Source organism: Niallia alba, assembly GCF_012933555.1.
Lineage (GTDB): Bacteria > Bacillota > Bacilli > Bacillales > Cytobacillaceae > Niallia > Niallia alba.
Map to the genome: position 1 here is coordinate 580640 of NZ_JABBPK010000001.1, position 14016 is coordinate 594655.

General features: G+C 41.1%; 9 protein-coding genes and 3 rRNA genes. 6 read left to right on the forward strand and 6 right to left on the reverse strand.

The genetic code is table 11. The annotated features are described in order from the left end of the window. Positions 1-121: 121 nt before the first annotated feature. The 6 genes from HHU08_RS02975 (at position 122) to rrf (ending at position 10360) form a co-directional block, all read left to right on the forward strand. Entirely contained in the window at positions 122-1450 is a 1329-nt protein-coding gene (locus HHU08_RS02975; protein ID WP_101728860.1) for an NCS2 family permease, read from the forward strand. A 148-nt stretch (positions 1451-1598) separates the two neighbouring features. Further along, positions 1599-2441, forward strand: a complete 843-nt coding sequence (gene glcT / locus HHU08_RS02980; protein WP_016203980.1) for a glucose PTS transporter transcription antiterminator GlcT — start codon at positions 1599-1601, stop codon at positions 2439-2441. Positions 2442-2630: 189 nt separating this feature from the next. Beyond that, on the forward strand, positions 2631-4694 hold the full coding sequence (gene ptsG / locus HHU08_RS02985) for a glucose-specific PTS transporter subunit IIBC (RefSeq protein ID WP_016203979.1): 2064 nt from the start codon (positions 2631-2633) through the stop codon (positions 4692-4694). Positions 4695-5187: 493 nt separating this feature from the next. Then, positions 5188-6737: ribosomal RNA gene (locus tag HHU08_RS02990) — 16S ribosomal RNA — on the forward strand. Between the two features lie 478 nt (positions 6738-7215). Further along, positions 7216-10153: ribosomal RNA gene (locus tag HHU08_RS02995) — 23S ribosomal RNA — on the forward strand. 90 nt (positions 10154-10243) lie between these two features. Beyond that, positions 10244-10360 (forward strand): 5S ribosomal RNA (gene rrf, locus HHU08_RS03000). Together the 16S, 23S and 5S rRNA genes form the textbook arrangement of a ribosomal RNA operon. Before the next feature lie 55 nt (positions 10361-10415). Here rrf and HHU08_RS03005 read toward each other — a convergent pair. The 6 genes from HHU08_RS03005 to sigY all read right to left on the reverse strand — a co-directional run bounded on the left by HHU08_RS03005 (position 10416) and on the right by sigY (position 13958). Then, the gene (locus tag HHU08_RS03005) at positions 10416-11006 is read right to left on the reverse strand and encodes a serine hydrolase domain-containing protein (RefSeq protein ID WP_328822983.1); all 591 of its coding nucleotides are present in this window, start codon (positions 11004-11006) and stop codon (positions 10416-10418) included. A 19-nt stretch (positions 11007-11025) separates the two neighbouring features. After that, positions 11026-11802 carry an ABC transporter permease gene (locus HHU08_RS03010; RefSeq protein WP_016205436.1) on the reverse strand — a complete coding sequence of 259 codons (777 nt, stop codon included), beginning with the start codon at positions 11800-11802 and terminating at the stop codon, positions 11026-11028. Beyond that, positions 11799-12689: an ABC transporter ATP-binding protein gene (locus HHU08_RS03015; protein WP_169187769.1), complete on the reverse strand. Its 891-nt coding sequence runs from the start codon at positions 12687-12689 to the stop codon at positions 11799-11801. Before HHU08_RS03015 ends, HHU08_RS03010 begins: the two co-directional genes overlap by 4 nt. Positions 12690-12700: 11 nt before the next feature. Continuing rightward, positions 12701-12901, reverse strand: a complete 201-nt coding sequence (locus HHU08_RS03020; RefSeq protein WP_016205438.1) for a PLD nuclease N-terminal domain-containing protein — start codon at positions 12899-12901, stop codon at positions 12701-12703. A gap of 195 nt (positions 12902-13096) precedes the next feature. Continuing rightward, on the reverse strand, positions 13097-13432 hold the full coding sequence (locus HHU08_RS03025) for a YxlC family protein (protein WP_016205440.1): 336 nt from the start codon (positions 13430-13432) through the stop codon (positions 13097-13099). Continuing rightward, positions 13422-13958, reverse strand: coding sequence for an RNA polymerase sigma factor SigY (sigY, locus tag HHU08_RS03030; RefSeq protein WP_205835566.1), 537 nt, complete (start codon positions 13956-13958; stop codon positions 13422-13424). Before sigY ends, HHU08_RS03025 begins: the two co-directional genes overlap by 11 nt. Positions 13959-14016 lie beyond the last annotated feature (58 nt).

The following is a 14016-nucleotide window of genomic DNA, read 5'->3' on the forward strand; positions in this document are numbered from 1 at the left end:
TATTTTATTAAGTAATTTTCCCTTCCTATATAGCACAAACCCTTAGTCAACGCTCCTTAATCGTAGGAGTGTTTTTTTGTTTTAGTAGATTATTAAAACATGCATGAGAGGGGAAAGATCAATGAAGAAGTTTTTCAAGTTTGAAGAACTAGGCACAAATTACCGCAGAGAATTTTTAGGTGGTTTCACTACATTCCTTGCGATGGCTTATATTTTAGCAGTAAATCCATTTACATTAACATTAGGGGACGTTGCAGATCTTCCTGATGCGTTGCGTATGGATTATGGAGCAGTGTTTGTAGCGACAGCACTTGCTGCAGCAGTAGGATCTCTTATTATGGGTATTTTCGCTAACTATCCAATCGCATTAGCTCCAGGTTTAGGTCTGAATGCCTATTTTGCTTATACCGTTGTATTAACACAAGGACATCCATGGCAATATGCGTTAGCAGCAGTATTTATTTCCAGTGTGTTTTTCTTACTATTAACAATCTCTGGACTTCGCGAAAAATTAATTAATGCTATTCCAGTTGAATTAAAACTTGCGGTAGGCGCAGGTATTGGGTTATTTATCACATTTATCGGATTGCAAAACTCTCAAATCATTGTTGATAATCCAGCGACGCTTGTACATATTGGTGATTTAACCAATCCAAGCACATTGCTAGCGATTTTCGGTATTTTTATTACGATTATTTTAATGGTTAGAGGAATTCATGGTGGTGTATTCTATGGAATGATCATCACAGCAGTAGTTGGAATGATCTTCGGTGTAATCGATACTCCATCTAAAGTCGTTTCAGCTGTACCAAGTATTGAGCCAACATTTGGTGCGTTATTCTCAGCGCTTGGTGATCCAGGATTTTATACACAAAGCATGTTAGTAGTTATTTTAACGTTCTTATTTGTTGATTTCTTTGATAATGCAGGTACATTGGTGGCTGTGGCAAATCAGGCTGGTCTTATGAAAGATAATAAACTACCAAGAGCAGGAAAAGCATTATTCGCAGATTCAATTGCATCTATGGTAGGTTCTATATTCGGTACATCTACAACAACTTCTTATATTGAATCATCCGCAGGGGTTGCGGCAGGAGCTCGTACTGGCTTCGCGGCAGTGGTTACAGCAGGATTTTTCTTACTATCGTTGTTCTTCTTCCCGTTATTGGAAGTTGTAACGTCTGCTGTTACAACGCCGGCTTTAGTTGTAGTAGGTATATTGATGGTTTCATCCCTTGGAAAAATCGATTGGACTAAGTTTGAAGTAGCGGTTCCAGCGTTCTTGACAATTATAGCAATGCCTTTAACATACAGTATTGCAACAGGGATCGCTGTAGGATTTATCTTCTATCCGATTGTGATGATTGTAAAAGGACGTATTAAGGATATTAATCCAATTATGTACGTATTCTTTGTTATTTTTGCTCTGTACTTTATTTTCTTACAATAGACATTCTTGTTAAATCGGATCAATATCTTTTAAAAAGGAAAGGGATATCCATTTTTGGATGTCCTTTTTCTTATTTTTTCGTTGACTTACTATAAAGACTTTAATAACATTGAGTTACCGAGAAGTCTGTTGAAGTGGGGAAATAAGTATGCCTAATTTACTAATAAAGAAAGCGCTGAATAATAATGTACTCATTGGAGACCATCCATCCTATGGAGAAGTAGTGCTTATAGGAAAAGGAATAGGCTTTAATCAGAAAAGCGGAGATTATATTGATATGAATATTGTGGAGAAGCTATTTGTCTTAAAGGATGAAAAAGAGCAATCTAATTACCTGAAGCTTCTTCCTCAAGTGGATAATGAGTTGCTAGATGTAATAGTTTCATCTATAGAACTGATTAAAAACAAGACGAATGCAAAGCTGAATGAGCATATCCATATAGCGTTAACGGATCATATTGTGTTCGCTGCATCCCGCATTACGAACGGGCTTGTATTAAATAATCCGTTTCTGATTGAAACAAAGGCGTTGTACCCGTTTGAATACACAATCGCAGAAGAGGTTGTGAATTTAATCGGAGAACAAACAGGGCTTCAATTACCAGTAGGTGAAATCGGTTTCATCGCTTTGCATATTCATAGTGCAATGATGAACAAAAGTTTGTCAGAAGTCAATCAGCATTCACAGTTAGTTACACATCTTGTGAATTTAATAGAAGAACAACTAGAAATAAAAATTAATAAAGATAGTATCGATTATATGCGCCTTGTTAGACATTTGCGTTTCGCGATTGAACGTGTCAATACAGGAGAAAAAGTAGAAGAACCAGAAAAAATAACTTTGCTATTGAAGAATGAATATCCCCTATGCTATAATCTTGCTTGGAAGCTCATAAAAGTAATGCAACAAGTACTTAAAAAGCCAGTCTTTCAAGCAGAAGCAGTATATCTGACGATGCATCTGCAAAGACTTCAGAAAAAAGTTAAATAATAGCAATTATTAATAAACGTGTTACTGATCCGATCAGGCATGAGTTAAAAAGATGATTGATTTAAAAGTTTTAGGGTAACCTACCCTTGAAGGTTTATTTCAATCTCTATTTACTCATGCCTTTTTGTTTTTTATCCTTGATTGAGAACACTTTTTGAGCCGAAAAAAATAACTTAGGAGGCTGACAAAATGTTTAAAAAGATTTTTGGTGTTTTACAAAAAGTTGGTAAAGCACTTATGTTGCCAGTTGCGCTTTTACCTGCAGCGGGGATACTTCTTGCACTAGGTGCAGCGCTTAAAAACCCTGCGCTATTAGATTTAGCTCCATTTCTAGATAATAGTGGAGTAGCAATGGTAGCATCGATTATGCAAAATGCTGGAGATATTGTTTTCGCAAACTTACCAGTATTGTTTGCGGTTGGGGTAGCTGTTGGATTAGCTGGCGGTGAAGGTGTTGCTGGTCTAGCCGCTATCATCGGGTACCTAATTATGAATGTAACGATGGGTACTGCTTTAGGATTAACAGCTGAAGACGTTAATGGATTAAATTATGCTAGCATCTTAGGAGTTCCTACGCTTGCTACTGGAGTTTTCGGTGGTATTATCGTAGGTCTAATAGCTGCTGGAATGTATAATAAATTCTTTGAAATTGAATTGCCATCTTATTTAGGTTTCTTTGCTGGTAAACGATTTGTACCAATTATTACAGCGGCAACTGCTGTGATTTTAGGATTAGTAATGATTATTGTTTGGCCACCAATTCAAAATGCTTTAAATGCATTTTCACAAAATATGGTGCATGCAAACTTAACGCTTTCTGCGTTTATTTTTGGAGTAATTGAACGTTCTTTAATTCCGTTTGGATTACATCACATTTTCTACTCACCATTCTGGTATGAATTTGGTTCATATGTAAATGCGGCTGGTGACACTATTCGTGGAGATCAACGTATTTTTATGGAACAAATTAAAGATGGAGCAGAATTAACTGCAGGTACATTTATGACTGGTAAATTCCCATTCATGATGTTTGGATTACCTGCGGCAGCTCTTGCTATATATCATGAAGCTCGTCCTGAGAAAAAAGTAATCGTTGGTGGGTTAATGGCATCAGCGGCATTAACTTCTTTCTTAACAGGTATTACTGAGCCGTTAGAATTCTCATTCTTATTTGTGGCTCCAGTATTGTTTGGAATTCACGCTGTATTTGCAGGTTTATCTTTTATGACAATGCAGTTATTAAATGTAAAAGTAGGTATGACATTCTCAGGTGGTTTAATCGACTATGTGTTATTCGGTTTAATTAATCCACAGACAAATGCATGGATTATTATTCCTGTAGGTTTAGTGTTTGCTGTTATCTACTATTTCGGTTTCCGTTTTGCAATTCGTAAATTTAACCTGAAAACACCAGGTAGAGAAGATGAAACAGAAGAAAGTGAAAGTGGTGTAGCAGGAACAACTAGTGATCTTCCATACGAAGTATTAGAAGCAATGGGTGGACAAGATAATATTGCGCATTTAGATGCTTGTATTACTCGTCTTCGTGTATCTGTTAATGATATTAAATCCGTTGATAAGAATCGATTGAAAAAACTAGGTGCTGCTGGAGTGCTTGAAGTTGGTAATAATATTCAAGCTATCTTCGGTCCTCGTTCAGAGACGATCAAAGGTCAAATGAGAGATATTATGAGTGGGAAAAGACCACGTCCTGCTGCTCAGCCTTCTATGGAGAAAGAAGTACAAGAACAAATTGAAGATGTAAATCCAAGTGCTTTACAAAGTAATGTAACTGGCGAAGATTCTTTTGTTGCTCCAATCAAAGGGGAATTAGTAGCTATTACAGATGTACCTGACGCTGTATTTGCAGGTAAAATGATGGGAGACGGTTTTGCAATTATTCCTTCAGACGGAACAGTAGTATCTCCGGTTGATGGGAAAATTGTTAACTTATTCCCAACAAAACATGCTCTTGGAATTTTGGCTGAAAACGGTCGTGAAATTCTAATTCACTTTGGTATTGATACAGTTAAATTAAAAGGGGAAGGTTTCGAAACACTTGTTTCAGAAAATGATCAAGTTAAACAAGGACAACCTCTGTTGAAAGTGAATCTTGACTATATTAAAGAAAATGCAACAGCAACTATTACACCAGTTGTGTTTACGAACTTAGCTGAAGGTGAAGCTGTACAAATCAATAAACTTGGTAAAGTTGAACTTAAAGAGGAAGATGTAATAACGATTACTAAGTAATAGAATATATAGAAAGAACTCGGTCTCATGATCGAGTTTTTTCTATGTTATAAGTAGAAATGAAAAGTTTAGATGATGGTGTTCAAGACGTTGCTTTAACTAATGATCCGTATAGGTCACTTTATTGGAATAATATATAGGAGTAAGAATAAACCAGAAGTAAATAGTCATATCAACAGGTTGCTCTTGATTTCTATTTTTTTGTTTAATTATTATTGACGAAAGTACTGATAGCTGTTATTATATAAAAATAGCCTTACAAGAACCTATTGATTCATTTGATTAATAGTGAAAGAAAAATTATATTAAAAAAGTAATTGACTTATTTAATATAGGCTGGTATGATATAAAAGTTGCCTCTGATAAGCAACAAACAAATTGCTCTTTGAAAACTGAACAAACAAACGTCAACAATAATCGTTCTGTAACGAGAGTTATAGAATGAAAACAAGTAACAAAAAAGCTAGAGTTTAGCAATGAGCTAATCAACTCTTTATTGGAGAGTTTGATCCTGGCTCAGGACGAACGCTGGCGGCGTGCCTAATACATGCAAGTCGAGCGGACTTTAAAAGCTTGCTTTTAAAGTTAGCGGCGGACGGGTGAGTAACACGTGGGCAACCTGCCTGTAAGACTGGGATAACTTCGGGAAACCGGAGCTAATACCGGATAATCCTTTTCCTCTCATGAGGAAAAGCTGAAAGACGGCATCTCGCTGTCACTTACAGATGGGCCCGCGGCGCATTAGCTAGTTGGTGAGGTAACGGCTCACCAAGGCAACGATGCGTAGCCGACCTGAGAGGGTGATCGGCCACACTGGGACTGAGACACGGCCCAGACTCCTACGGGAGGCAGCAGTAGGGAATCTTCCGCAATGGACGAAAGTCTGACGGAGCAACGCCGCGTGAGTGATGAAGGTTTTCGGATCGTAAAGCTCTGTTGTTAGGGAAGAACAAGTACAAGAGTAACTGCTTGTACCTTGACGGTACCTAACCAGAAAGCCACGGCTAACTACGTGCCAGCAGCCGCGGTAATACGTAGGTGGCAAGCGTTGTCCGGAATTATTGGGCGTAAAGCGCGCGCAGGCGGTCCTTTAAGTCTGATGTGAAAGCCCACGGCTCAACCGTGGAGGGTCATTGGAAACTGGGGGACTTGAGTGCAGAAGAGAAGAGTGGAATTCCACGTGTAGCGGTGAAATGCGTAGAGATGTGGAGGAACACCAGTGGCGAAGGCGACTCTTTGGTCTGTAACTGACGCTGAGGCGCGAAAGCGTGGGGAGCAAACAGGATTAGATACCCTGGTAGTCCACGCCGTAAACGATGAGTGCTAAGTGTTAGAGGGTTTCCGCCCTTTAGTGCTGCAGCAAACGCATTAAGCACTCCGCCTGGGGAGTACGGCCGCAAGGCTGAAACTCAAAGGAATTGACGGGGGCCCGCACAAGCGGTGGAGCATGTGGTTTAATTCGAAGCAACGCGAAGAACCTTACCAGGTCTTGACATCCTCTGACACTCCTAGAGATAGGACGTTCCCCTTCGGGGGACAGAGTGACAGGTGGTGCATGGTTGTCGTCAGCTCGTGTCGTGAGATGTTGGGTTAAGTCCCGCAACGAGCGCAACCCTTGATCTTAGTTGCCAGCATTAAGTTGGGCACTCTAAGGTGACTGCCGGTGACAAACCGGAGGAAGGTGGGGATGACGTCAAATCATCATGCCCCTTATGACCTGGGCTACACACGTGCTACAATGGATGGTACAAAGGGCAGCAAAACCGCGAGGTCGAGCAAATCCCATAAAACCATTCTCAGTTCGGATTGTAGGCTGCAACTCGCCTACATGAAGCTGGAATCGCTAGTAATCGCGGATCAGCATGCCGCGGTGAATACGTTCCCGGGCCTTGTACACACCGCCCGTCACACCACGAGAGTTTGTAACACCCGAAGTCGGTGGGGTAACCTTTTTGGAGCCAGCCGCCTAAGGTGGGATAGATGATTGGGGTGAAGTCGTAACAAGGTAGCCGTATCGGAAGGTGCGGCTGGATCACCTCCTTTCTAAGGAAAATGGAATTTACATTCCATCATAGATTGTTGACGATTTGTTGTTCAGTTTTGAGGGAGCAATTAATTCCTCAAAACAGTAAGAAGTTTGAGGGTAAAGAGAAACAAGTAGATCAAGGAAGTGCCTGAGTGAGCACCGGAGCGTACGACAGTACGTGAGGAGCAGAGCAAAGAAGCTGACGAAGAGATGCGAAGTTTATCTTTAGCCGAAATTGTTCCTTGAAAACTAGATTATGAATAGTAAAAACAAGAAAGAAACCGAGTAATCGCCATCTTAGATTCTCTATGTTAGAGAATTATTTCTTTGAAAAGTAATCGTATTAAACGAATACCTATTCAAAGAATGGAGGGTAAAGAGAAACGAGCAGGTCAAGGAAGCGACGGAGCGAGCACCGGAGCGTACGACAGTACGTGAGGAGCAGAGTGAAGAAGCTGACGAAGAGATGTGAAGTTTATCTTTAGCCGACAACTAAGTTAAGTTAGAAAGGGCGCACGGTGGATGCCTTGGCACTAGGAGCCGATGAAGGACGGGATTAACACCGATATGCTTTGGGGAGCTGTAAGTAAGCTTTGATCCAGAGATTTCCGAATGGGGGAACCCTCTATCCGTAATGGGATAGAATCTTTACCTGAATACATAGGGTACTGAAGGCAGACCCGGGGAACTGAAACATCTAAGTACCCGGAGGAAGAGAAAGCAAACGCGATTCCCTGAGTAGCGGCGAGCGAAACGGGATTAGCCCAAACCAAGAGGCTTGCCTCTTGGGGTTGTAGGACACTCTATATGGAGTTACAAAGGAACGGGGTAGACGAATCGATCTGGAAAGGTCAGTCGTAGAAGGTAAAAACCCTGTAGTCGAAACTTCGTTCCCTCTTGAGTGTATCCTGAGTACGGCGGGACACGAGAAATCCCGTCGGAAGCAGGGAGGACCATCTCCCAAGGCTAAATACTCCCTAGTGACCGATAGTGAACCAGTACCGTGAGGGAAAGGTGAAAAGCACCCCGGAAGGGGAGTGAAATAGATCCTGAAACCGTGTGCCTACAAGTAGTTAGAGCCCTTTTATGGGTGATAGCGTGCCTTTTGTAGAATGAACCGGCGAGTTACGATTACATGCGAGGTTAAGTTGAAGAGACGGAGCCGCAGCGAAAGCGAGTCTGAATAGGGCGAAATAGTATGTGGTTGTAGACCCGAAACCAGGTGATCTACCCATGTCCAGGGTGAAGTCCAGGTAACACTGGATGGAGGCCCGAACCCACGCACGTTGAAAAGTGCGGGGATGAGGTGTGGGTAGCGGAGAAATTCCAATCGAACTTGGAGATAGCTGGTTCTCTCCGAAATAGCTTTAGGGCTAGCCTCAAGATTGAGAGTATTGGAGGTAGAGCACTGTTTGGACTAGGGGCCCCCATCGGGTTACCGAATTCAGACAAACTCCGAATGCCAAATACTTATTCTTGGGAGTCAGACTACGAGTGATAAGATCCGTGGTCAAGAGGGAAACAGCCCAGACCACCAGCTAAGGTCCCAAAGTATACGTTAAGTGGAAAAGGATGTGGAGTTGCTTAGACAACCAGGATGTTGGCTTAGAAGCAGCCACCATTTAAAGAGTGCGTAATAGCTCACTGGTCGAGTGACTCTGCGCCGAAAATGTACCGGGGCTAAACGTATCACCGAAGCTGTGGATTGACATCTATGATGTCAGTGGTAGGAGAGCGTTCTAAGGGCGTTGAAGCTAGACCGTAAGGACTGGTGGAGCGCTTAGAAGTGAGAATGCCGGTATGAGTAGCGAAAGATGAGTGAGAATCTCATCCACCGAATGCCTAAGGTTTCCTGAGGAAGGCTCGTCCGCTCAGGGTTAGTCGGGACCTAAGCCGAGGCTGAAAAGCGTAGGCGATGGACAACAGGTTGATATTCCTGTACCACCTTTAAATCATTTGAGCAATGGGGGGACGCAGGAGGATAGGGTAAGCGTGCTGTTGGATTAGCACGTCCAAGCAGTTAGGCCGGTAATGAGGCAAATCCCATTACCATATGGCGGAGCTGTGACGGCGAGGGAAATATAGTACCGAAGTTCCTGATTCCACACTGCCAAGAAAAGCCTCTAGCGAGATTTATGGTGCCCGTACCGCAAACCGACACAGGTAGGCGAGGAGAGAATCCTAAGGTGAGCGAGAGAACTCTCGTTAAGGAACTCGGCAAAATGACCCCGTAACTTCGGGAGAAGGGGTGCTCTTTTGGGTGTTAAAGCCCGAGAGAGCCGCAGTGAATAGGCCCAGGCGACTGTTTAGCAAAAACACAGGTCTCTGCGAAGCCGCAAGGCGAAGTATAGGGGCTGACACCTGCCCGGTGCTGGAAGGTTAAGAGGAGGGGTTAGCACGTGTAGTGCGAAGCTCTGAATTGAAGCCCCAGTAAACGGCGGCCGTAACTATAACGGTCCTAAGGTAGCGAAATTCCTTGTCGGGTAAGTTCCGACCCGCACGAAAGGTGTAACGATCTGGGCACTGTCTCAACGAGAGACTCGGTGAAATTATAGTACCTGTGAAGATGCAGGTTACCCGCGACAGGACGGAAAGACCCCGTGGAGCTTTACTGCAGCCTGATATTGAATTTTGGTACAGCTTGTACAGGATAGGTAGGAGCCTTGGAAGCCGGAGCGCCAGCTTCGGTGGAGGCATTGGTGGGATACTACCCTGGCTGTATTGACATTCTAACCCGCACCCCTGATCGGGGTGGGAGACAGTGTCAGGTGGGCAGTTTGACTGGGGCGGTCGCCTCCTAAAAAGTAACGGAGGCGCCCAAAGGTTCCCTCAGAATGGTTGGAAATCATTCGTAGAGTGTAAAGGCACAAGGGAGCTTGACTGCGAGACCTACAAGTCGAGCAGGGACGAAAGTCGGGCTTAGTGATCCGGTGGTTCCGCATGGAAGGGCCATCGCTCAACGGATAAAAGCTACCCCGGGGATAACAGGCTTATCTCCCCCAAGAGTCCACATCGACGGGGAGGTTTGGCACCTCGATGTCGGCTCATCGCATCCTGGGGCTGTAGTCGGTCCCAAGGGTTGGGCTGTTCGCCCATTAAAGCGGTACGCGAGCTGGGTTCAGAACGTCGTGAGACAGTTCGGTCCCTATCCGTCGTGGGCGTAGGAAATTTGAGAGGAGCTGTCCTTAGTACGAGAGGACCGGGATGGACGCACCGCTGGTGTACCAGTTGTCTTGCCAAAGGCATCGCTGGGTAGCTATGTGCGGAAGGGATAAGTGCTGAAAGCATCTAAGCATGAAGCCCCCCTCAAGATGAGATTTCCCATAGCGTAAGCTAGTAAGATCCCTGAAAGATGATCAGGTTGATAGGTCAGAGATGGAAGCGTGGCGACATGTGGAGTTGACTGATACTAATAGATCGAGGACTTAACTAAAAAACTCTTAGCGTAAGCTAAGAAAGATTACTTATTTCTTTCTTTTACTTCATAATCTAGTTTTGAGGGAATAACCTCAAAATAAAATAGTCTGGTGGCGATAGCGAGAAGGTCACACCCGTTCCCATACCGAACACGGAAGTTAAGCTTCTCAGCGCCAATGGTAGTTGGGGGTTCTCCCCCTGTGAGAGTAGGACGTCGCCAGGCAATTAAAAAGACCTAAAAGCTTATTGCTTTTAGGTCTTTTTGTAGGAATGTGTATTTATTCTGTTATTAACAATAATTCATCTTCAATCTCTCTCGCAATGTTATAGGCACCATCAGATTTATATGAGCAAATAACAGTTGTAATTAGTGAATTAGGGTAAAAAGCAGAGTGAAAGCTAACTCCAGGGTCATATCCCATAATATGATATTTAACAACACTATTATTCCTTTTCTCAATCCATATCCCATAACCATAAAATCCGGTTAACTTTTTTGTTTGAGTAAATGGTGTAAGTAACTTGCGAGTATATTCTTGGCTTAGTAATAGGTTGTTTAGAAGTGCGTCCCATAAACTTACCATATCATCTGCGGTGACAAATGCTCCTCCGTCAGAACCACCTTTTACAGGCAATGAGTAAATATTCGTTTTCCATCTACCATTAGGTAAATCAATATAACCTAATGCAGTGTCTTTGGGAAGTGCATCGAATTCATAATAACCAGAATTTTTCATACCTGCTTTTTTAAAGATATATTCCTCGATATAATCAGTAAAAGAAAATCCGCTGATTTGCTCCACGATTAATCCCAGCAAGATATATCCTGCATTGTTATATTGAAACTTCTCTCCTACCTTTGATTCCATTGTTTTGTCCTAATCCCTATCAAAAGTGCTCAAATCGTTTTAAAGTGTTTACTGCTAGTGCAAAAAGAATAATTGATAGTATGATTGTTGAAAAAACAGGTAGAAAGAATGTATCGAGATTTTTTTGGTCTATTAAGATGCTAGTTGCTTGATCCCTTAATGTAGCAGGACTCCATTTCATATATTTGGTTGCAAGTCCGGTGAGTAAGGAAAGGGCAGCTAGTAATGTTATGCTTACGCCAGCAATACCGCCACTATTTCTTAAGAATGTTCCTAACCAAATGGTGAAAGTGAGAATAAAAATTATCCATAGGCTATATATTAGGAAGCTAATAAGTACATCTATCCATCGAACAGGTGAAAATAATAAATTTGTATAATACCATGTCAGAACATAGCTTGAAAACAAGGAGGTTAATGCAATGATAACCTGACTTGACCATTTACTGGCTATGTATTGGAAGGCAGTAACAGGGCGTGCCATAATAAGGGTAAGTACATTATTTTGACGTTCTTGGGAGATAACTCCCATTGTGGCTAGGACAAATAAAAGTGTACCAATTGTTCCGTATTGAGATAAAGTAGCTGCTAATACTTCTGCTCCTGTAGGGACTGGAAATTCAATCTTCGCGCCTTCGGGTAGATTTCCGGCCTTCTCAATAATTTGTGGCATATAGTAAGTTGTAATTGGTTGGGAAATTCCTAAAATCATTATAACTACTGGAAGCCAAATCCATTTTCCGTTTCTTTTACTTTCTAGCATTTCTTTTTGAAATAAAGTGATAAAATTTTTCATATCTCAACCACCTTCATATAGACATCCTCTAGAGAATCCTCTGTTACTTCAAAGCATTGAATTGTGTATCCTTTACTTATTAGAGTAGTTAATAAATCGTTTGTATGCAAAGACGGTGTTATTTCTAAAATAGTCGCATTATTTTCAGTGGTAAAGTGAATAGTATGTGGCTTTATTAGATTATCAAAAGCATTTTTTATAGGTTCTACCGTTTCGATATGGATAGCTGTGTGCGAAAAGGTTCTTTTTAGGGAGGTTAAGGAACCATCCCATTTTATTTCTCCATCTTTTAACATAAGAACTTCATCGCAAACTTGTTCTGCGTCGTGAAGCACATGTGTGGAAAAAAGGATAGTCATTCTTTCTTTTAATTTCTCCATAAGTGTAAGAACTTCTCTTCTTCCAGTAGGGTCTAAAGCAGAAACTGGTTCATCTAGGATTAATAGCTCTGGCTGATGTAAAATTGCTTGGGCTAATCCTAGTCGTTGTTTCATTCCGCCAGAAAAACCACCAATCTTCCTGTTCTTTGCCTCTGTTAGTCCTACGAAAGAGAGAGTATTGTTTACTTGTTCTTTTAACAGATGTTTTGGAACTGCTGATAGTTTACCTGCGAATTGCAGAAACTCAATGGGAGTCATCCAATTAAAAAAAGTAGGATGCTGAGGCATAAAACCGATATGACTGCGATAATCCCTTTCTTCGCTGTAAGTAATAGTGCCCTTTGTCGGGGATAATAAACCTGACAGCATATGAAGTGTTGTTGTTTTACCAGCTCCGTTTGGTCCTAGTAATGCAGTGCAACTTCCTTCTTTTATATTAAAGGTAATTCCTTTAATTGCTGTATGCCCTTTAAATACTTTTTGTAATTGATTTACTTGTACGAACATCTTTATGCCTCCTAGTTATTTTTTCTACCAACTACAAAATATAAAATGGGACCAAATAAACTAATAAATAGGATAAGTAGAATCCATAACCATTTTGGTCCATTTGTATCTCCCTGTTTGATACAGCTAATAAGTGCTGTAATTGTTAATATAAATTGAAGAATAAGAATGGGAGCTATAAGTGACCAATTTACATGTAATAATTCTTCCAATGTTATTTCTCCTTTCGTGCTTTTCTTTTTTGCGGCAAGATAATAAATAGTAAGTAGATAATAGAAGGGAGTGGAAGAGAAATTAATCCCCATATCCCCCAAAACCATGCGAAGCTCCTATTTTTTTTTGCGTGAATAAAAAGAAAGGTTCCTTGTGCTAAGAGGGAGAGAATAAGTAGAAATAATAAATAAGGGTTAATTTCTGTCATCGAATATCTTCCCTTCTTGTTTTCGCGTTAGCATAAAGTAAACAATAGGAGCAACTATGATAGATGCAACTTCTATAATGGCTATAATATAAAGGGTTTGGAATGCTAGGATAGACAAACAACTAAGCAAAAAGATAGCTGTTATAATAAACAACTTTAATTCTCTATAGAACGCTTTTTTCTTTCGGGATTGATAGTGTTGCAGATTATCCTTCAAGAAAAGTGCAGATGGTTCTTCGCTAGTAGAAAGTTTTTCGAGTTGATTCCAATCTTCTTGTAAGTTTTTTATAATTTTTTCTGATTGATTATTATCATTCATCATGGAATGTCCACTCCTTTCTTAGTTTCTTTATGCCGTTATGAACCCGAGACTTTACTGTTCCTGGTCTAATTTGAAGTAGTTCCCCGATTTCCTCATAGGTGTAGCCATAATAGTGGCGAAGAAGAATGGGGATACGGAACTCTGCTTCTAAATTATTGAAATCGGTAAAAGTGTCACTCCATTCTATCCCCTGAGATTTTGCTTTCCATATTAACTGTCTAGATAAAGCAACTTTTGTTTGGTTGATCCAATTTGTTTCCCTTTTTTGTTTTCGAAGTTGATCGATATAGAGTCTTGAAGCAATGGCAATCAACCAGGTCGAAAACTTACTGTCTCCATTAAAAGAGTTGAGTTTTTCGTAACATTTCAACATCGTTTCCTGTGCTAAATCTGAACTGGTTTCTTCATTTAAAGTCAGTTTTAGCAAATATTTATATAGAAAGGAGTAGTGTGATTGAAATAAATTTACGAAGGCATCTTCATTTCCTTTCTTTGCAAGTATGATAAGTTTCTTCTCGTTCTCCAAAATTAGTTTGATGCCCCCTTTCCTTTTCAAATCATAAGACGGTTAACTTCAGCAAATC

What these genes read in the sequence shown, in the direction of transcription:
- HHU08_RS02975 (WP_101728860.1), top strand. Translation starts at nt 122, where the DNA reads ATGAAGAAGTTTTTCAAGTTTGAAGAACTAGGCACAAATTACCGCAGA.
- glcT (WP_016203980.1), top strand. Translation starts at nt 1,599, where the DNA reads ATGCCTAATTTACTAATAAAGAAAGCGCTGAATAATAATGTACTCATT.
- ptsG (WP_016203979.1), top strand. Translation starts at nt 2,631, where the DNA reads ATGTTTAAAAAGATTTTTGGTGTTTTACAAAAAGTTGGTAAAGCACTT.
- HHU08_RS03005 (WP_328822983.1), bottom strand. Translation starts at nt 11,006, where the DNA reads ATGGAATCAAAGGTAGGAGAGAAGTTTCAATATAACAATGCAGGATAT.
- HHU08_RS03010 (WP_016205436.1), bottom strand. Translation starts at nt 11,802, where the DNA reads ATGAAAAATTTTATCACTTTATTTCAAAAAGAAATGCTAGAAAGTAAA.
- HHU08_RS03015 (WP_169187769.1), bottom strand. Translation starts at nt 12,689, where the DNA reads ATGTTCGTACAAGTAAATCAATTACAAAAAGTATTTAAAGGGCATACA.
- HHU08_RS03025 (WP_016205440.1), bottom strand. Translation starts at nt 13,432, where the DNA reads ATGATGAATGATAATAATCAATCAGAAAAAATTATAAAAAACTTACAA.